The 19,272-nt window shown below is 44.7% G+C and carries 19 protein-coding genes; 12 read left to right on the forward strand and 7 right to left on the reverse strand.

Features of this window, described 5'->3' with window-relative positions:
* Positions 1-61: 61 nt before the first annotated feature.
* Together LPY66_RS03315 and galU are read right to left on the reverse strand one after the other, a co-directional pair.
* Positions 62-1,042 carry an NAD-dependent 4,6-dehydratase LegB gene (locus tag LPY66_RS03315; RefSeq protein ID WP_337986686.1) on the reverse strand — a complete coding sequence of 327 codons (981 nt, stop codon included), beginning with the start codon at positions 1,040-1,042 and terminating at the stop codon, positions 62-64.
* Complete coding sequence (gene galU, locus LPY66_RS03320) at positions 1,039-1,938, reverse strand: UTP--glucose-1-phosphate uridylyltransferase GalU (RefSeq protein WP_337986687.1); 900 nt, start codon at positions 1,936-1,938, stop codon at positions 1,039-1,041. The genes LPY66_RS03315 and galU overlap by 4 nt, the downstream gene beginning before the upstream one ends.
* Positions 1,939-2,195: 257 nt before the next feature.
* On the opposite strand from galU, the gene LPY66_RS03325 reads away from it, so the two are divergent.
* Both LPY66_RS03325 and LPY66_RS03330 read left to right on the forward strand, forming a co-directional pair.
* The gene (locus tag LPY66_RS03325) at positions 2,196-2,354 is read left to right on the forward strand and encodes a reverse transcriptase domain-containing protein (RefSeq protein ID WP_337988015.1); all 159 of its coding nucleotides are present in this window, start codon (positions 2,196-2,198) and stop codon (positions 2,352-2,354) included.
* Positions 2,355-2,464: 110 nt separating this feature from the next.
* The gene (locus LPY66_RS03330) at positions 2,465-2,794 is read left to right on the forward strand and encodes a group II intron maturase-specific domain-containing protein (protein WP_337986688.1); all 330 of its coding nucleotides are present in this window, start codon (positions 2,465-2,467) and stop codon (positions 2,792-2,794) included.
* Here the strand turns inward: LPY66_RS03330 and LPY66_RS03335 are convergent.
* From LPY66_RS03335 to LPY66_RS03350, 4 genes are all read right to left on the reverse strand, one after another.
* On the reverse strand, positions 2,740-3,162 hold the full coding sequence (locus LPY66_RS03335) for a putative ABC transporter permease (protein WP_337986689.1): 423 nt from the start codon (positions 3,160-3,162) through the stop codon (positions 2,740-2,742). The two genes, LPY66_RS03330 and LPY66_RS03335, sit on opposite strands and share 55 nt — an antisense overlap.
* 98 nt (positions 3,163-3,260) lie before the next feature.
* Complete coding sequence (locus LPY66_RS03340; protein ID WP_337986690.1) at positions 3,261-3,464, reverse strand: hypothetical protein; 204 nt, start codon at positions 3,462-3,464, stop codon at positions 3,261-3,263.
* 127 nt (positions 3,465-3,591) lie between these two features.
* Positions 3,592-5,034, reverse strand: coding sequence for an IS4 family transposase (locus tag LPY66_RS03345; protein WP_015042633.1), 1,443 nt, complete (start codon positions 5,032-5,034; stop codon positions 3,592-3,594).
* 131 nt (positions 5,035-5,165) lie between these two features.
* Positions 5,166-5,534, reverse strand: a complete 369-nt coding sequence (locus tag LPY66_RS03350) for an NUDIX domain-containing protein (RefSeq protein WP_443112456.1) — start codon at positions 5,532-5,534, stop codon at positions 5,166-5,168.
* Positions 5,535-5,738: 204 nt separating this feature from the next.
* Between LPY66_RS03350 and LPY66_RS03355 the strand changes: the two genes are divergently transcribed.
* From LPY66_RS03355 to radA, 6 genes are all read left to right on the forward strand, one after another.
* Positions 5,739-6,572, forward strand: coding sequence for a hypothetical protein (locus LPY66_RS03355; RefSeq protein WP_337986691.1), 834 nt, complete (start codon positions 5,739-5,741; stop codon positions 6,570-6,572).
* 334 nt (positions 6,573-6,906) lie between these two features.
* Positions 6,907-7,380 carry a CtsR family transcriptional regulator gene (locus tag LPY66_RS03360; RefSeq protein WP_337986692.1) on the forward strand — a complete coding sequence of 158 codons (474 nt, stop codon included), beginning with the start codon at positions 6,907-6,909 and terminating at the stop codon, positions 7,378-7,380.
* 34 nt (positions 7,381-7,414) lie between these two features.
* The gene (locus LPY66_RS03365; RefSeq protein WP_337986693.1) at positions 7,415-7,945 is read left to right on the forward strand and encodes a DNA helicase UvrBC; all 531 of its coding nucleotides are present in this window, start codon (positions 7,415-7,417) and stop codon (positions 7,943-7,945) included.
* Positions 7,942-9,006 carry a protein arginine kinase gene (locus tag LPY66_RS03370; protein WP_337986694.1) on the forward strand — a complete coding sequence of 355 codons (1,065 nt, stop codon included), beginning with the start codon at positions 7,942-7,944 and terminating at the stop codon, positions 9,004-9,006. Before LPY66_RS03365 ends, LPY66_RS03370 begins: the two co-directional genes overlap by 4 nt.
* A gap of 88 nt (positions 9,007-9,094) precedes the next feature.
* Complete coding sequence (locus LPY66_RS03375; RefSeq protein ID WP_337986695.1) at positions 9,095-11,596, forward strand: ATP-dependent Clp protease ATP-binding subunit; 2,502 nt, start codon at positions 9,095-9,097, stop codon at positions 11,594-11,596.
* Positions 11,597-11,637: 41 nt separating this feature from the next.
* Complete coding sequence (gene radA, locus LPY66_RS03380) at positions 11,638-12,978, forward strand: DNA repair protein RadA (RefSeq protein WP_337986696.1); 1,341 nt, start codon at positions 11,638-11,640, stop codon at positions 12,976-12,978.
* 148 nt (positions 12,979-13,126) lie between these two features.
* Here the strand turns inward: radA and LPY66_RS03385 are convergent, their stop codons facing one another.
* A complete protein-coding gene (locus LPY66_RS03385) occupies positions 13,127-13,519 on the reverse strand; it encodes a DUF1573 domain-containing protein (protein ID WP_337986697.1) in 393 nt (130 codons plus the stop codon).
* A gap of 267 nt (positions 13,520-13,786) precedes the next feature.
* On the opposite strand from LPY66_RS03385, the gene LPY66_RS03390 reads away from it, so the two are divergent.
* The 4 genes from LPY66_RS03390 (at position 13,787) to cysS (ending at position 19,255) form a co-directional block, all read left to right on the forward strand.
* Entirely contained in the window at positions 13,787-14,962 is a 1,176-nt protein-coding gene (locus LPY66_RS03390) for a PIN/TRAM domain-containing protein (protein ID WP_337986698.1), read from the forward strand.
* Positions 14,940-16,136: a 2-C-methyl-D-erythritol 4-phosphate cytidylyltransferase gene (gene ispD, locus LPY66_RS03395; protein ID WP_337986699.1), complete on the forward strand. Its 1,197-nt coding sequence runs from the start codon at positions 14,940-14,942 to the stop codon at positions 16,134-16,136. Before LPY66_RS03390 ends, ispD begins: the two co-directional genes overlap by 23 nt.
* 219 nt (positions 16,137-16,355) lie before the next feature.
* Positions 16,356-17,816: a glutamate--tRNA ligase gene (gene gltX, locus LPY66_RS03400; RefSeq protein ID WP_337986700.1), complete on the forward strand. Its 1,461-nt coding sequence runs from the start codon at positions 16,356-16,358 to the stop codon at positions 17,814-17,816.
* The gene (gene cysS / locus LPY66_RS03405) at positions 17,816-19,255 is read left to right on the forward strand and encodes a cysteine--tRNA ligase (protein WP_337986701.1); all 1,440 of its coding nucleotides are present in this window, start codon (positions 17,816-17,818) and stop codon (positions 19,253-19,255) included. Before gltX ends, cysS begins: the two co-directional genes overlap by 1 nt.
* Positions 19,256-19,272: the final 17 nt, after the last annotated feature.

Raw genomic sequence — 19,272 nt, forward strand, 5'->3', positions numbered from 1 at the left:
AGGCTCAGCCGCTTTCATTAATTAATTTTCAATTTAAGTTTAATAAAATATTTACAACCAATTACAGGTTATAAATATCCGCTTTATATCGGCCTGCATTCTCCTTGAAAAACGCTATTGTCTCAGCCAGACCCTCTTTGAGACTGTATTTCGGCACCCAGGCAGTAAGTCTCCTGATTTTCTCATTGGACCCTAAAAGCCTGTTTACCTCGCTTTTTTCCGGACGTAGTCTGTGCTGGTCACAAATCAGCGTTGCCTTAGGGTTAATCTGATTAATTAACTCCTGGGCCAGCTGACCGATGGAGATCTCTTGCTGGGTCGCAATATTGATCTCCTGACCTATGGTTTGATCAGACTTGGCGATGTCAATAAAACCTTGGACAGTATCTTTCACATAAAGAAAATCCCTGGTCGGAGTCAGAGAGCCGAGTTTTATTTCGGTCTTTCCCGCCAAGAGCTGAGTAATAACAGTCGGAATCACAGCCCTGGCCGATTGGCGCGGTCCATACGTGTTAAACGGCCGGGCGATGGTAACGGGCAGGTCGAAGCTGCGATAGAAGCTTTCCGCTAATCTGTCGGCCCCAATTTTGGTGGCCGAATACGGAGATTGCCCCTGAAACGGATGTTTCTCATCGATGGGTACGTACTGGGCCGTGCCATAAACTTCGGACGTGGAGGTCACCAGGACTCTCTTAGTTTTCAGATCTTTAGCGGCCTGCAGCACATTTAAGGCGCCTTTGATATTCGTATCGACGTAGGAATCAGGAGAATGATAACTAAATGGAATTGCGATTAAAGCCGCAAGATGGAAAACCTCATCCACTCCTCTGAGCGCTTCTCTTACGCCGTTGGGATCACGGATATCGCCCGCGAATATTTCTATATCCTCTAGGAGTTCTTTGGGGAAGGTATCGAGCCATCCCCAGGTATTAAATGAATTATAATAGACAAAAGCCCTCACCTTTTCACCATTTTTGATAAGCTGCTCCACAAGATGACTGCCAATAAAGCCGTCAGCACCGGTAACAAGAATTTTGTTCATAGCAACCTCCATTTCGCCGCTACCGCCTCCGGTATAAGTTCGTGAAGATAATTCGTTAACTCAGCTGACACATCAGCATGGCTTAGGCCGTACTCAATTGTCGCTTGGATAAAGCCAAATTTGTCTCCGACATCATATCTGCGCCCCTCAAAATCAAAGGCGATAATTTCCCCTACCTTGTTATATTCGCGCAAACCGTCAGTCAGTTGAATCTCGCCGTTCTTACCGGGTGGAAGGTTTTCCAGAATTCCAAAAATCTGAGGACTTAAAATATAGCGTCCCATAATCGCTAAACGTGTGGCCGGGGCCTCTTCCGGACGTGGTTTTTCAATCAGATCACGGGACCGGTAGATACGTTCGCCTATTTTTTCTCCGTCCACGATGCCAAATCTGGAAACCTGTTCTAAAGGGACTTCATGGACCGCGACAATACTGGATCCATACTGTTCGTAGATACTAATCATTTGTTTCAGACAAGGTATCTGGGCGTGAATGACGTCATCTCCCAGTAAGACCGCGAAAGGCTCGTTGCCGATAAACTTACTTGCGCAATAGATGGCATGGCCTAAGCCGAGAGCTTCTTTTTGACGGACATAAAAAATATTCGCCATCCGTGAAATATCTTGGACTGCCTCCAATAGTTCGTCCTTTTTGGTGTTTCTTAAGAACGTCTCCAGTTCGACGGCGCGGTCAAAATGGTCTTCTATGGCTCGTTTATTGCGACCGGTAACGATGACAATGTCTTCAATCCCCGATTGAACGGCTTCTTCAACGATAAACTGGATTGTTGGTTTATCCACAATAGGCAGCATTTCCTTAGGCTGAGCCTTTGTTGCCGGTAAAAAACGCGTGCCAAGTCCTGCTGCCGGAATGATTGCTTTGCGAATTTTATGCATACTTACCTCTTATTATTTATTATTTTATATAAATTTTATAACGGAAAATCTAAAAATATTACCATTTATAACTTAATCACAGGCCATGGCCGGTGTGCCGAAGATAAACGTGCCAAAACGCTAAAAACGTAGAAATGACTGGAGCATAACTGATAGGATTCAAGCATTTAATATGGATTTTAATAAAAACAAGCCCGCTTTGTTGAAACATCCTTCTGAATGAACTTGACTGGGAGCTTGAACGAAGAGGGCACAGAATTGTCCGCTATGCGGACGATATGCTTATCTTCTGTAAAAGCAAAAGGGCGGCGGAAAGAACACTGGCAAATCTAATCCTGTTCATAGAAAAGAAATTATTCCTCAAAGTCAACCGGGAAAAGACAGAAGTAGCTATGTGGGTAAAGTTAAACTCTTAGGTTATGCGTTCTACATTAATAAGAACAATGACGTAGGTCTGCGAGTACACCCCAAAAGCGTTGTAAAGATGAAAGTGAAGACACGCCAAATAACATCTAGAAGTAACGAAATGGGATACGAGCAGAGAAAGTTAAAACTCAAGCAGTTCATAACCGGTTGGGTCAACTGCTTTAAACTTGCGGATATGAAGGCACTGCTGAAAGAAACCGATAAATGGTTACGGAGACGTATCCGGATGGTTATCTGGAAACAGTGGAAAAGGGTAAGAACGCGATATGCGATGCTCAAGAAATTGGGCATTGTTGCGTGGGTAGCATGGAAAGGTGCAAACATAAGAAAAGGTTGCTGGCGTTGTGCCCGTAACCCGATTATTGCTAAAAGCATTTATTTTTCGGTCAACCTGTTGACTAACAAAATAAAATCATCCATTTTACGATGAACCTTCTCGAAAAGCAGACCGCCGCAAAACCAAACGGGAGCAAATCCCAACGTAATAAAACCGTTTATCGCCAGTGAATCTGTATACTCCCAGGGATAAACGCCAAGAACTTTAAGTAAAATTAGACCGCTGATATACTCAATTCCCCAAATCACCATTAACCAGATGAGTCCCCTCAGAGGCCACCTCCAATGTGAAATCTTATCATGCAAGGGCTCAAGAAATACAGCGGAGCCATAGATAAAAAACATCCACAGGTTTGTAAAGCCCATCATCCGAAAATCACCATGAATCAGAGAATTAAGGCCAGTCCATAGGATTTCAAGGCTCCAACCCATAAGTCCATAAAAGAAATATCGTCTTAGCATAATCTTAGTTTGTAACAGGAGCAGCGGATTTACTAATAGTAATATCTACCTAAATATCCACATATTGAAGTAGAGATCCTCCGATACCCATGGCAATATTATTCAGCGCACATGAATAGTTCGGATAATGTACCCAACAGAGCTATTTCTTCTTTACGTACCAATCCATGACGGAATCTTCTGTTTGATGCCGGATCGACAGCACGGGCTATGAGTTCCAGGCTTAAGGGTGCAATTGAAAAATCACGACATTCATCCAGAGAATAAAAACCGGCCTGCATCACCTCAAAAGGATCATGCATAACATCGCCACCGATATAATCCAGAAGAAAAGCAATATAGATATCTGAAGTTTCGCACCCCTCAAAACCCTTGTATCTCTAATTTAAAGGTATCCTAATGCCAGTGGTTCCTTCTGATTATTACCGATTAACTGGCATTTTTAAGGGCTATAAGCTGATTACTAAGAAAAGAATTCTCAAATAGTTCTTTCAAATGTTCATATTCACTGGAATTCCTAAATTCCAAAATGTCCACTAAACCAGACTTGGCGATGCTGGTGATCACCACTTGCAGCAAATCATCAAATAATTCCCAGAGCCGCTCCGCTACATTCTTCTCTATGAGTTCGTCCTTGATTTCCGCAAATAATCCTTCTAAGGATTCGTAGGCGTTTACTCGTCGAAAATAGGCTAGGAGTGTATAGAGGAGATAGCAGGTCGTGATATGGGCAATCTGCGCATCGAAATCCCTCGATTGACAAGTCCCGAGCTTCAAATGCTGCTTGGCTTCCTTAAAAAAGACTTCGATGGTCCAACGGATACTGTAAATCTCCAACATACTCAATAAACTAAGAGATATATCCGTCGAGAGGAACAGTCTAAATTTCTTTTGATAGGGAAACCGGCAAAAATACAGTTTGATTTGTCCGATTCCTTCATAATCAACAAGGACTTCGAAATAACGGATATTCCGTTTCCTACAGCGTTTTTCGTTTCCCTCACTTTTGAGGACCGATTTTAATTGGCTGGCATTAAGGGAAGTCTCTTTGTAGCGATACTTCCTCGTATCTTGCCGAACACCACAGACCAAATGCATCGATTTTTTGTCTAATCCTCGAATCGTTTGAATGAACTCGTAACTGCTGAACCAGCTGTCAACCAGGACATATTTAGCCTTAAACCCCTGTTTTACCGCCCGTTTTATCATATCCAGACCGTTCGAAATTTTGCTAACATGGCATTCTCTGATCCGTTTAGCCCCAGCAGATTTGGGGTCTCGTTGCTTTTTGAACCGTTCTTTACGGTGCCTTGCCTTTTTTAAGGGCTTTTCCACTTGTAAAGTGAAGTCTATAGGCGTGAGGCTTTTACCATCGAAGAAACCAAGGGTTAAATTTTTAAAGCCTAATTTGCTACCTTTCTTCCCTGCAACATGGTCAAACACCTGGGTCATTTGTTCAATTCTTCGACCTGTCTTAGCAAGAGTTGTATCATCTAGAATGAAAGCGGACTTTTCATCCACTTCGTTCGTAGGATTAACCAATCGTTGAAACTGTTTGGATATACCGATCAGCAATGCTCTCCAAGGCATTTTTTCATTGTTCTTCAGTCGATATATGGAATCTTTCTTCATAGTAGTAACCTTTTGGAAATCGCTTTTATATAACGCGTGGACACTTTTCAGTAACATTAGGGGCAACATCAACATTAGTGAGAGGATTTCCGCGGAACTGTAACCATCCTGTTTCAGAAAACCAACTTTGCGGCAAAGCGTTTTAAGCTTGAACGTCTTCATAACTTCACATATAATATTGTTAATCGAATAGCCGTGATTTTGGAGTACGTTTTCAATTTCTTTGACAGGTTTCCGCATGATAACACCTCATTTTTGGTTGATTTGGAGTAGCATCTTATTATACCAAAAACCTAGTGTTCATGCGGATTTTTATCGTTTTTTCGTCTTATTCTAAGCCGAATTTTCGGCTGTTTTATGGGTGCGAAACTTCAGTAGATATCATGCTTGATATTGGGTATATCCTCGGGATAATCTCTTACAGCCAAAATACTAACCGGCCGAGTCAATATTCCAGTCTCTTCTCTGACCTCTCTCACGGCAGCATCGGCAATCTTTTCATTTTGTTCGACATAGCCGCCGGGTATCGTCCATCGTCCCTTGCCGGGGTTATTGGCGCGCTGAATCAGCAAGGCTTTGCCGTCCTTGAGCACAACGCCGCCTACCCCTAATGAGTATTCTCCCCAATGGATATAATCGCAGGCCGGACAGGCCTGACGCATTTTGTCTTCGACCATACGCTGTTCTAACTCCGCCGAACAGACAGGGCAATATTTGAATGCGGTATAAAACGACGGCATGACATGTTCCTTCTTTCTAAGCTTTGCCTAAAAAATTGCGACTATTCATTATTCTATACGGAATACAATCAGAAGCAAATTTTATTTGAATAAAAAGCAAAATATTTATATTTAATTGAGGTACGAAGGATAAACAATATCTTTGTAGAACTACTAAATAAGGACTATTATCGACTTGATTTTCTACCTATGGGGGTTTTATTGATGAAAAATGAAAAGGAAAAAGAAATCTGGCTGAATCCTGAGGAACTTCAACAGCTTTTGGAAGGCGGGTTATACTGGAAAGACGTCGCACCAAAAATGAGCCTGGAGAACACGGATTCCTTTAAGAGACAGTTTAACATAGATAACGGTCCCCAGACTGAAAATCCCACGGCAGAAGAGGCTGTTTATACGCCTATTTCAGTTACTGCACAGGACGAAGAGGGGGATTCTCTTTTCAAGGACGATGCTGTTTATGAGGAAAACGCCGAAGAGTTAAGAACCATCCTTTTAGGTGACCGCAATGCTGTAAATGATGAACTGCAGGCGTCATTCATTTCCCAGGCGGCATCCCTAGAAGACGATTTCATTACAACCTTTGGAAATGAGGCTGACTTAGAAGACGCCACGGATGAATCTAAGAAGTTTAATAAAAACATGGAATCCGAAGACGATATGGTTTTTAATGATTCTGCCAATGACATTAATCAGTCGGAAGTAAAAACGGAATTCTTAAACTGGGAAAGTAAAGAGCCCTTAAGCGATAGGTTTGACCAACGGGATATGGAAAAAACGTTGATCATGAGTAATTTAGCCGATAGTCTGCGGATAGAGGATACTGAAGTGGGAGAGGACGAAAGAAGCAGTTTTTCCAATTTGAACACTCCAAAAAATCAAAGACAGGCAGATTACAATACGAATGATTTTGAAGATGAGGATGATGACGATGATCTTCAATATAAAGAAAGAAGTGCTTTTAGCGGATTGCTGGTCATTGGTTTAATCGCTATTGTTGCTTTAGTAACCTTTGGGCTCTGGTATTTCTTCATATCTTAAAGAGAAAAGTAACTCAGTTTTCACATTGATGAGCTATTAATTTTCGCCTGTTAACCACCTGTCCGATAATAGAGATATTTCGGATAGGTTTTTTCGTATATCAGAAAGTATAAATCTTTTCTAATATATCAAAGTGCAATTGACGGTCATGGATGACCTAATGCCGCGGACACCATGGACGGTGTAGTAGCGGCAAGGCCATGGATGGCATTGGAGCGAGCGAAAAAATTTATAAAAATAGTTTTCAAATCATGAAAAAAAGGGTAGAATAATATAAAGGTCAGAAAAGGTCATAAAGTCAGTAAAGGTCAACTTAAAGCGAGGATTGGATGAAATGAGTAATTTGGCAGACCGGATCGAGGAGTATCTAAAAAAAGTGATCGAACAGACCAATGAAGGATTTATCGTCCTGCAAAGAGGTTATCTTGCCGACTTCTTTTCTTGTGCCCCATCACAAATCAACTATGTTCTGACAACACGATTCACAGCGGAACGGGGATACCTTGTCGAAAGCAGAAGGGGTGGCGGAGGCTATCTCCGAATCGTCCGGCTGGGACTGGATCCTGAAGGCAAATTTCAGAGACTTATGGCTGAACTTATCGGAGACGATCTGTCTCAGGAGAGAGCGAGCAATCTGATTGACCGATTGAAAGAGGAAGAAATATTTACACAAAGAGAAGCGCTTTTGATTAAAACCATCTTTTCCGACAGGTTATTATCAGGGTTAGTCAATTGCCCTTCACATCTTCGAGCGCGTTTGATGAAAGAGATACTGGCGAATATGTGTCGGGATGATATTGATGCTTAGTTTATCCTTTTACATTCGATAGGGGGGGATTGTCATGCTTTGTCAAAAGTGTCATCAGCGTGAGGCTGTTGTCCATTTTACAAAGATAATCAATGGTCAAACATCCGATCTTTATTTATGCCAGGAATGTGCTTATAAGGCACAACCACCGGCCCAAAACGTTTATCCCAACATGGTCGCTGATTTTTTACAAGCATTGTTTGGGGCAAGTCCTTCACCATTAAATCAAGCTGGTCAGACGGCGGGTGAAATTCCACTGCAGAAATGCTCCGGCTGCGGCATGACGTTTGCGCAGATTCGGCAAGCTGGAAAAATGGGCTGCAGCCGATGTTATGATGAATTTGAGCCCCATATGGAATTGCTCCTGCGCCGAATCCATGGGCGTGGAAACCATGTCGGAAAAATCCCGGCTTCAGTTGGCGCTGCGTTTAAGAGCAGACAAGAGATAGTCAAGCTAAAAGAACAGCTCATGGGCCTTGTTCAGGCAGAAAAATTTGAAGAGGCTGCTGTTTTAAGAGATAAAATCAGAGACCTTGAAAACGCTGTCGGAGGTGAAAGCGAATGAATCGCGAATTGCTTGCTAAAGACAGCTATTGGATGAAGGATACGCGGGAATACCCTATCGTCTTAAGTACACGTATAAGGCTGGCCCGCAACCTGGCGGATAGTCCATTCCCGCATGCGATGTCACCAAGCGACGCCGAAAAGGTGGAAATGAAGGTAACGGAGGCATTCGCTGACTTTGATTTTGCCGGCGAAGCGCTTAACTATCTTCCAATGAAGATGCTGGTCCCTATAGAAAAAAAGGTTTTGATCGAAAAGCATTTGATCAGCCCTGATTTTGCGTCTAACGATCAGGCGCGGGGTATTGTCCTGTCTGACAGTCATAAGGCAGCAATCATGGTCAATGAAGAGGATCATCTTCGGGTCCAGGTTTTATTGCCGGGCAATAGTCTGAAAGAGGCGCTTCATCTGGCAGGCATCCTTGACGATTATTTGGAAACACGTCTGGATATTGCTTTCAAGGAGAAATTCGGGTACCTGACAACCTGCCCGACGAATGTCGGTACCGGCTTAAGAGTATCCGTGATGGTCCACCTTCCGGCCTTGGTTTTGACAAATCAGATTCAACAAGTTCTCGGAGCCATGACTTCTCTGGGCTTAGCGGTGAGAGGACTCTACGGTGAAGGTTCTAAGGCTTTTGGCAATATTTTTCAGATTTCAAACCAGGTGACCTTAGGAAGAAATGAGGAAGATACACTGACCCATCTGGAGTCGGTGATCGGACAATTATTGGAGCGAGAACTCACTATGCGCGAAGTACTGCGCAAGGAATCCCAACTCCTGGTAGAAGATAAGGTGTGGCGAGGCCGAGGTGTTCTGGAGAATGCCAGAATACTCAATTCCGAAGAAATATACTCGCTTTTATCCGAGGATAAGCTGGGCGTTGACCTGGGGATACTTCCTTCTGTATCCTCCGGATTTATTTCAACCCTGATCAATTCGATGCAAGGATGTTTGCAATATAACCTGAATGAACAATTGGATCCTTCCCGCCTTAATTTCGAACGAGCAAACTTTGTCCGCAGAGTATATGCACAAAAAACAAGCAATAATGTCATCTAGGGGATAACCTTCAGCAAGGTTAGCATACAACACAGAGTATAAATCATTGGGTTATGAAATTTGAATTCAGAGAAAGGAATGATTAATAATGGCTAAAAAATTCACGCAAAAGGCGGAGAGGGCGCTTTCTCTTTCCGAACTCATCGCTAAACGTCTGGGTCATAAAGTTATTGGAACAGAACACCTTCTGTTGGCGCTCATTGAGGAAGGTGAAGGCATAGCGGCACAAGCCCTTCACGGATTAGGTCTTGAGCCGGAAAAGGTCAAGGCGAAAATCGCTCAAATTGTAGGATCCGGTACACCTTACGAAGGTGAGGTAGCGCTTACCCCACGTGTAAAGCGTGTCATGCAGCTGGCAGCAGAGGAATCTCAACGCCAGGGAGTTAACTACATTGGCACCGAACATCTCTTACTTGGTCTTATAATCGAGGGAGAAGGAATTGCCGCACGCGTACTCGCTGACTTGAAGGTCAGTCCGGAAAAAGTTTGGGAACAGGTGATCATGCTTCTGGGTGGAGAGACGGAAGGTATGCCGCTCCCCGGCAGCGGCGGCAATTATAGTAACGCTAAAACCGGCCAGCCAGGCAATACGCCAACTTTGAATGAATTTGGTCGGGATCTGACCGTTATGGCTTTTGAGGGTAAGCTGGATCCTGTTGTCGGAAGGGAAAATGAGATTGAGAGAGTCATTCAGGTTTTAAGCCGCCGTACGAAGAATAATCCCGTGCTGATCGGCGAGCCGGGCGTTGGCAAAACAGCGATAGCTGAAGGATTGGCACAGCGTATCGTCAATAATAAAGTACCAGAAATTTTAGCGGATAAGCGGGTTGTGACTCTGGATATATCGTCGATGGTTGCCGGTACCAAGTATCGCGGCGAATTTGAAGAAAGAATGAAAAAGGTGATGGAAGAGATCCGCATTGCGGGCAACATCATTGTGTTTATCGATGAACTGCATACGCTTATAGGCGCCGGTGCGGCGGAGGGGGCTATTGATGCAGCAAATATCCTTAAACCGGCTTTAGCCAGAGGTGAGATGCAATGTGTAGGAGCTACAACCCTTGATGAATATCGGAAACACATCGAACGTGACCCGGCATTGGAGAGGCGTTTTCAACCCATCACGGTCGATGAACCAACCGTAGAGGAAACGATCGCGATCCTGCATGGACTAAGGGATCGTTATGAAGCACACCATCGGGTAAAAATTACGGATGAAGCGATTGAGGCTGCTGCCAGTCTGTCTGACCGGTATATTTCCGACCGGTTCCTGCCTGACAAGGCGATTGATTTGGTTGATGAGGCCGCTTCCAGAGTACGGCTTCGCGGTTTCACGGCACCTCCGGTTTTAAAAGATCTGGAAGAGGTTGTTGAGAACCTGAAGCAAGAAAAGGAAGACGCTGTTAAAAGGCAGGATTTTGAAAAGGCTGCGGCAATTAGAGACGAGGAGCAAAAAAAGCGGGAGGAACTAAGTGAGATCCGCAAGAATTGGGTTGAGAACAGAGAAAAAGCAATGATGTCCGTTGGGCCGCAGGATATTGCTAAGATCGTTTCGAGCTGGACGGGAATCCCGGTTGATAAACTCGCTGAAGAGGAAAGTGCTAAACTGCTTAAACTCGAGGAACTCATGCATGAGAATGTGATTGGACAGAATGATGCGGTTTCAGCCGTTGCTCGTTCTATTCGCAGGGCAAGAGCAGGTCTCAAAGACCCAAAACGTCCCATAGGCTCCTTCATCTTCTTAGGACCAACAGGGGTCGGCAAGACGCAATTAGCCCGGACTTTAGCCGAGTCGCTTTTTGGAGATGAGAACTCCCTGATTCGCATCGATATGTCGGAGTATATGGAAAAACATGCTGTCTCTCGAATGGTCGGTTCGCCTCCGGGGTATGTCGGCTACGATGAAGGCGGTCAATTAACAGAAGCCGTCCGAAGGAAACCGTATAGTGTTATTCTTTTTGACGAAATAGAAAAGGCTCATCCGGAGGTCTTCAATATTCTGCTTCAGGTTCTGGAAGACGGCAGGCTGACAGACTCTAAAGGCCGCTTAGTGGATTTTCGAAATACCGTATTGATCATGACGTCCAACGTCGGAGCATCCTTCCTGAAAAAAGAATCGTTGGGATTTGTTTCTGCACGCAGCGCAGAGAGTGACTATAAAGCGATGAGTTCCAGAGTCATGGAAGAACTTAAAAAAACCTTCCGTCCGGAATTTCTGAATAGGATCGACGAAATGGTTGTTTTCCACGAACTTCAGAAGGATGATTTAGTGAAAATAACGAAGATATTGGTTAAGGACGTCAGTAAACGGCTGAAAGAACAACACTTCGAGTTGACCTTAACTGACGCGGTGTATGATTATCTGGCTGAAGAAGGTAACGATCCCACCTATGGCGCGCGTCCCCTAAGAAGGGCGATTCAAAAGCTGATAGAAGATCCGCTTTCGGAAAAAATCTTAGAGGGAGTCTATCAAGCCGGTGACCAGGTAATGATCGAAATAGCAGACGGTAAGATTGAGTTTGCCAAACCTGAAGAAAAGAAAAAGGTGGCATCTTCAAAAAAAGCAAGCAAGAAAAAAGAGGATAATTGATCCTATTGCAAATGGATAATTGGGAAGGGGAGGTCGGATTTTTGGCTGGTTCAAAGACAAAGTTCTATTGCCGCGAATGTGGACAGGAGAGTGCCCGATGGTTGGGGCGATGTCCCGGATGCGGCGAGTGGAATACATTGATCGAGGAACGCGTGGAAAAATCCAAGCCCGCTGACAGGAGAGGGATCGCACAGGCGATCCCTCTATCTGAGATTCATACGATTGAAGGACAGCGGATGGATACCGGCAGCGCAGAATTGAACCGTGTGTTTGGTGGCGGAGTTGTTCATGGTTCTTTCGTACTGCTCAGCGGTGAGCCGGGGATCGGAAAGTCCACGCTTTTCTTGCAGATGGCAGATTATTTATCCAAAACGAACGATGTCTTATATGTTTCGGGTGAAGAATCTGCCCGGCAAATCAAGTTAAGAGCAGACCGCATGGGAATTAACTCCGAACGCGTACATATTCTTGCGGATAATTCATTGGAAGCTGTCCGTGCCGAAGTACTTCAAAAAGGCTATTCCGTTATTTTTATTGACTCTATCCAAACGATGACCCTCGAGGATATCCAATCGGCACCGGGAAGTGTCAGTCAGGTAAGAGAAGGGGCATCGTTTCTTTTGAAATTAGCTAAAGAAAACGAAATCACGGTATTTCTTGCCGGGCATATAACCAAAGAGGGTGCCATCGCGGGACCGAGGGTATTGGAGCATATGGTCGATACGGTTCTCTATTTTGAAGGAGATCAGCATCATCTTTTTCGTTTGCTGCGTGCCGTCAAAAACCGCTTCGGTCCTGCGAATGAAATTGGTGTTTTTGAGATGAGAGGAAATGGCCTGATCGATGTGACCAATCCTTCGATGTTTTTTATGGGAGATAACTCACGGGCACAGGCCGGCTCCGGTGTCGCTATCATTATGGAAGGGACACGCCCCATTTTGGTAGAAGTTCAAGCACTGGTTACAGCATCCGTATTTGCTCCTCCCCGGAGGACCGTTAACGGAATGGATTACCATCGCCTGCTGATGCTTTTGGCCGTGTTGGATAAACGGGCAGGGTATACGTTTGGCACCAGAGATGTCTTTGTCAATATAGCCGGCGGATTGGAAGTCGATGAACCGGCGGCAGACCTTGCGATCATCGCCTCCGTCATGTCGGGAATCAAGGAAAAGCCTTTAGGCAAGATCGCTTTTGTTGGCGAATTGGGATTAACCGGTGAGATTCGGGGAGTTTCGCATATTGAACAGCGAATTAAGGAAGCAGAAAAATTTGGTTTTCAAACGTGTCTAATCCCCGAAATCAATGCAACAAGCTTAGGCAGTACAGAATGCCGGATTTTCCCGGTAAAGACAATTGAAGAAGTATTAGACTATCTTTTTTAAAGGCAGAACCGGCATAATGGCGTTAAGGCACAATAAAAAGAGGAGTCAACGACATCCTCATACGTACTACTATCTTCAATTACCAATATACAATATGACTTAGTGTATGACCGGCAATCGAAATCCATTAATCTTCCTTTAAGCTAGGTTATCTAAAATTAAAAACCGTAAGTGTTTTTAATTTTTCCTCCTCCTTTTCCATGATATCATTCACAGATAAACCCAGCGCATTGGTCAGTGCAAATATATAAAACAGCTGGTTTCCCAGTTCGGTTTCAATGACTTCGCGACAATTGGCGCAGAGAGAACCGTTGAGATGATTCGACAATAAATACTTCAGGTCGGCAATGGTTGCGTTTTCAGGAATCGAATTTTTATGGGCATCAACGCGGATACACCCGCAAGAAGTGACCGACTTTATTACGGCCCGGTTGACACGCGAGGAAGCCTCTTGCCCTTTTGACAGGATATCAAGGATACTTTGGTGTCGAATCAACATATCATCTACAATTTTCGGGAAATCGTCTTTAATTAGGTCCATAACCATTCACTCCTTTCCACCAATTTAATTAATTATAGACAGCTTTTTGTCCAATTGTCAATTTTATCAAATCGGGAAATATTCGTGATAATTTAGGTTTTATGAAATAATTTGTCGTATACTTTGAAAGGGTCAGAACAAACTGTTATAATTATTGAATACCGGGCAAACAGAAAAAATAAATAAGGTACAAATTATTAGATAGCATGGGATTTAGGTATAAGAAAATGGTTTTTTAGCCAAAATATTGAAAAGGGAGGTGATACGATGCTTAGCAAAATTGTTCGCGGCATCATTACGCTGCTGTTTGGCGCAGCAGGCATTTATCTGAATTATCTATTACTCAAGGTTATTGAACTACAGCAGGTACTTGAATCAATCATTGGGCTTGAAGTTAAAACATTCTGGACTTATATCATCTTTTTTATTTTACTCTCAGTCATTGGCTTCTTTCTCGCCCCGGTACTTATGCGGCTGTTTATGGGACTTGTTAAATGGATGGAAAGCAGGCTTACCCGTATGCCGATCAGTGATTTGGTCGGGGGTGCGCTCGGTGGGATTGTCGGTCTGTTGATTGCAAGTCTTATAAGCAGTTCTTTTTCAGATGTCAAGTTTCTTGGACCGATTCTGTCGGTGATTGTCAGTCTCTTCCTGGGGTATGTGGGTCTTATCATTGGAATGAAACGGAAAGAAGACATTTTAGGTTTTTTTAATTCGTTATCCAAATTAAGAAGCGAAAGAAACGAAAAGGATAAAGGTCGGGATAAAGGAAAGGGAAAGCACTCCGGTGCTGATCAAACAGACTACAAGGTGCTGGATACCAGCGTGATCATTGACGGACGGATCGCAGATATCGTTAAGTCAGGTTTTCTGGATGGCATCCTTCTCATCCCGGGATTTGTACTGGAGGAATTACGCCATATAGCTGATTCCTCGGATGCAATGAAGAGAAACCGTGGTAGAAGAGGATTGGATATCCTCAATCAGATTTCCAAAGAAGCTATGATTAAAGTGGAGATCTACGAAGGCGATTTTGAAGATATCGCTGAAGTAGACAGCAAACTTGTCAAGCTGTCAAGCATTCTGGGAGCCCCGATCCTTACTAATGACTATAATCTCAATAAGGTGGCTGAACTCCAGGGGATTAAGGTGCTGAATATCAACGAATTGGCCAATGCGGTCAAACCTGTTGTTCTTCCGGGAGAAGAAATGTATGTTCAAATCATGAAGGAAGGCAAAGAAAACGGGCAAGGTGTAGCCTATCTCGATGACGGGACCATGGTCGTGGTAGACGGCGGAAGGAAGCATATCGGTCAACATACGACGGTCTTAGTAACAACGGTTCTGCAGACGGCTGCAGGTAGGATGATATTTGCAAAACCAAAAGGGATACAGGAGAAGTCCGTTGAGGAGTTTTCTCATGAAATCAATGCGTTCGGATAATATTGCTGTCATTGTACCCGCTGCCGGGCGGGGGAAACGGATGGGGGGTCAAGGCAACAAGCTTTTGCTTGAACTTGCCGGGACCCCTGTCCTTATTTATACACTAAAAACAATGCAAGATTGCCCATATATTAATGAAATAATTATTCCGGCGTCAAACGAAGACATCGCGGTGATCAAGGGACTGGTCAGCGATTATCACCTGTCGAAGGTAACCGCTGTCATTGAGGGAGGCGCAGAAAGGCAGGATTCTGTATTTCAGTCACTTCAAGCCGTTAGTCCAGATATAGAATTTGTCATGGTGCATGACGGAGCAAGACCTCTATTAAGACCCGGTGATCTCGAACTGTTTCTTGAAAAGACTGTTGATATGGATGCGGCCATCATGGCAGTACCATTGAAGGATACGATTAAGAAAGTTGACGACCAGGGGTGGGTCCTGGAAACGCCTCAAAGAGATAAGTTAAGGGCGGTTCAAACTCCTCAGATCTTTCGCCGGACACTTTTGGAAAAAGTGCACAAAATAGCAAGGGAAGAGACTTATTATACAACGGATGATGCATCTCTGCTGGAATGGCGGGGCTATCCGGTAAGTGTCATTGAAGGGTCATATGAAAATATCAAAGTTACGACGCCGGAAGACATGCTTTGGGCAGAAACGATATTAAACCGGCGCAAAGGGGAAATACCAATGAAGCGTGCTAAGACTGGGCTAGGTTATGATGTCCATGCACTTGTTGAAGGGCGACCGCTGATACTCGGAGGGGTGGAAATTCCTCATACTAAAGGTCTCTTGGGACACTCTGATGCGGATGTCCTTATCCATGCCGTGATGGACGCAATCCTTGGGGCGTGTGCCCTAGGGGATATCGGCAAACATTTTCCCGACAGTGATCCTCAATACAGGGGGATTTCCAGCAAAACACTTCTCGCTGAAGTGGTCAGACTTATCGAAAATGAGGGTTATCAGCTGGGTAACTTGGATTGCATCATTATCGCCCAGAAACCAAAGGTTTCACCTTATATAGACCAGATGCGGATAAACCTAGCTGAAATTCTAAGAGCTAATATTCAAAGCGTTTCCGTAAAAGCGACGACCACCGAACAGCTTGGGTTCGAAGGACGTGAGGAAGGAATCAGTGCCCAGGCTATCGTTTGTCTTATCCCCGTGTAAGCTGATATAATATACTAGTGCCATGTAAACCCTAATTCCTGTACATCCTTGCGGCAAATTTCATGTAATACTGCGTTGTCGTCAATCGGCATACGCTCGGTATGCCTCAATCCTCCGCCTTGTCTTACAAGAAATCTGCTCGCAATTATATTACAGTTATAGAGTTTACAAGGCACTAGGGTAAATCAGATACGACAGAAGAAGCGAGGTTTATTAATCATGACAGTCAAAGTAAGATTTGCTCCCAGTCCTACCGGGCCACTGCACATAGGAGGCGCCCGGTCTGCCCTGTTTAACTATTTGTTTGCTGCGGGCAGAGGGGGTACTTTTGTATTTCGTATAGAGGATACCGATCTGGAACGCTCCAGCCGGGAATCGGAGCAGGATATCATGAAGGCTTTGCATTGGCTGGGTATCACCTGGGATGAGGGAATTGACGCCGGCGGCGATTCCGGGCCATACAGACAGACGGAAAGACTGGATACATATCAACATTATACCGAGAAGCTGATGCAAAGCGGGCAAGCCTATTATTGTTATTGTTCAGAAGCTGAACTGGAACAAGAACGGCAGGAACTGAGCGCACGCGGTGAAACTCCGCGTTATCTCGGCAAATGCCGCCATCTGACGCCTGATCAGCGACTGGCATACGAAGCGGAGGGACGGAAGCCTGTCGTCCGTTTTAAAGTGCCGGAGGGTCAGGATATCGTTATCAATGATTTAGTTCGGGGAAAAGTGGTTTTTGAAAGCGACGGCATCGGGGATTATATTATTGTCAAATCAGACGGAATCCCAACCTACAACTATGCGGTGGTCATCGATGATGTCCTTATGCATATCACCCATGTTGTTCGCGGAGAAGAACATCTCTCCAATACACCGCGCCAGGTCTTGATTTATGAGGCATTGGGAATGAAAGCACCGGATTTTGCCCATATTTCGTTGATCCTGAATACGGAAGGGCGTAAGATGAGCAAACGGGATGGGGATACAGCCGTCATGGACTACTATCATAAGGGCTATTTGCCGGAAGCGGTTGTCAATTTCATCGCGCTTATGGGTTGGTCGCCATCCGGAGAACAGGAATTTTTTACGATGGAAGAGCTTAAACAGGCATTTTCCTTGGAAAAAGTATCAAAAAGTCCGGCGGTGTTTGATCTCAACAAGCTGAATTATATTAATGCTCATTACCTGAAACAGAAAGAAGCTGCGGATTTAGTGGAATTGGTCCTTCCGTTTTTACGAGATAAAGGGATTTTTCCGGCGGCTGTCCTCAGTGAGTCAGAAAGGCAATGGATTACCGCGTTTGTTGAGGCTGTAAAGGAAAAAATAAACTGCTTAAGTGAAGTGAAAGATTATATTCATTACTTTGTTGGTACAGAAGTGGATGACTTTACAGAGGAAGCCGAGGCAATCATGCAGGCAGATACCGTATCGGCGGTATTGGATCTTTTCGCCAGCAAAATCCGCCAGGCGGAAATACTGGACATGGCGACATCAAAATGTATACTGAAGGAAATAACCAAGGAGTTGAGCTTAAAAGGGAAAGATGTCTTTATGCCGGTGCGTATTGCGCTTACGGGACAGATGCACGGACCGGATCTTGATCGAATTATGGCTCTCTTGGGTAAGGATAATATCTACGGGCGTTTAGCTCAAACGGCAGGGAGGAGATCATAATGACTATCCGATTATATAATACGATGACTCGCCGCAAGGAGGAATTAATTCCGCGGGAAGCCGGTAAGGTATCGGTTTATGCCTGCGGCCCGACAACCTATAATTATTTCCACCTCGGTAATGCCCGGATGCTTGTCGTCTTTGATATGATTCGGCGTTATTTGATCCACAAGGGATTTGATGTCACCTATGTGCAGAATTTTACTGATGTGGACGATAAAATCATTAACCGGGCAGCACAGGAAGGGATCGACCCTTTGGTTCTGGCAAGTAAATATATTGATGAATATTTTGTTGATGCCAAGGCTCTGAATATTTTGCCTGCGGATATCCATCCCAAGGCAACGGAGCATATTCAGGATATGATCGAAATCATTACAAAGCTTGAGAAAAAAGGGCTTGCCTACAATGTTGATGGGGACGTTTACTACGCCGTGGATAAATTCCCCGGCTACGGCAAACTATCCGGACGGACACTTGAGGATATGCAGGCTGGGGCACGCGTCGATATCGATGATAAAAAACATAACCCGATGGATTTCGCCCTGTGGAAAAAAGCCAAAGAGGGTGAACCCTACTGGGAAAGTCCCTGGGGTCAAGGTCGGCCAGGATGGCATATCGAATGTTCAGCCATGTCCCTAAAGTATCTGGGCCCCGGGTTTGATATTCACGGCGGCGGCGGTGACCTGGTCTTTCCGCATCATGAGAATGAACTCGCCCAGTCAGAGGGAGCGTCTGATGGGCAGCCATTTGCCAGGTACTGGATGCATAACGCGTTTATTACGGTGAATCAGGAGAAAATGTCTAAGTCATTGGGGAATTTCTTTCTGGTAAGGGATGTAACAGAAAAATTCCCTGGGGATGTGATCCGGTTCTATCTGCTGGGGACGCATTACCGAAGCCCGTTGGACTTTGATGATGAGAAACTGGTCATGGCATCCAAAGGACTTGATCGTCTAAAGAACAGTATCCGACTTGCCAAGGAAGCGATCGGAAAGGCGCCTATAGCAGTGGGTTTGACAACAGAGAATGGTGGCGAAGACGTTGTTGAAGCTGCAAAAATAGCTCAAAATGCCTTTGAACAGGCCATGGATGACGATTTTAACTCAGCTCAGGCCTATGCAGCACTTTTTGAGCTATCGCGAGCAATCAATACCTACGTTTCTAAAGGACAGATTGAAGCACAGGCACTGCAGGTCTCTGCGCAGACACTGATTGCACTGTCCGGTGTTTTGGGATTTGACCTGGAGGCAGAGTCTGAGGCGGATCAAACGGATTCCGGAAAGCTGGGGCCGGTCATGGATCTGGTCATGGAGATACGTGCTAATGCCCGTAAGAACAAAGATTGGGCCACAGCGGATCTCATCCGGGACCGGATTAAAGAAATTGGCATTATTATCGAAGATACGCCTGAAGGAGCCCGCTGGTATATTAAATAACGTGCTGAGGGAAGGGA

Origin of the sequence: Dehalobacter sp. DCM, from assembly GCF_024972775.1 — a bacterium.
In the GTDB taxonomy this organism is placed as follows: Bacteria; Bacillota; Desulfitobacteriia; order Desulfitobacteriales; family Syntrophobotulaceae; genus Dehalobacter.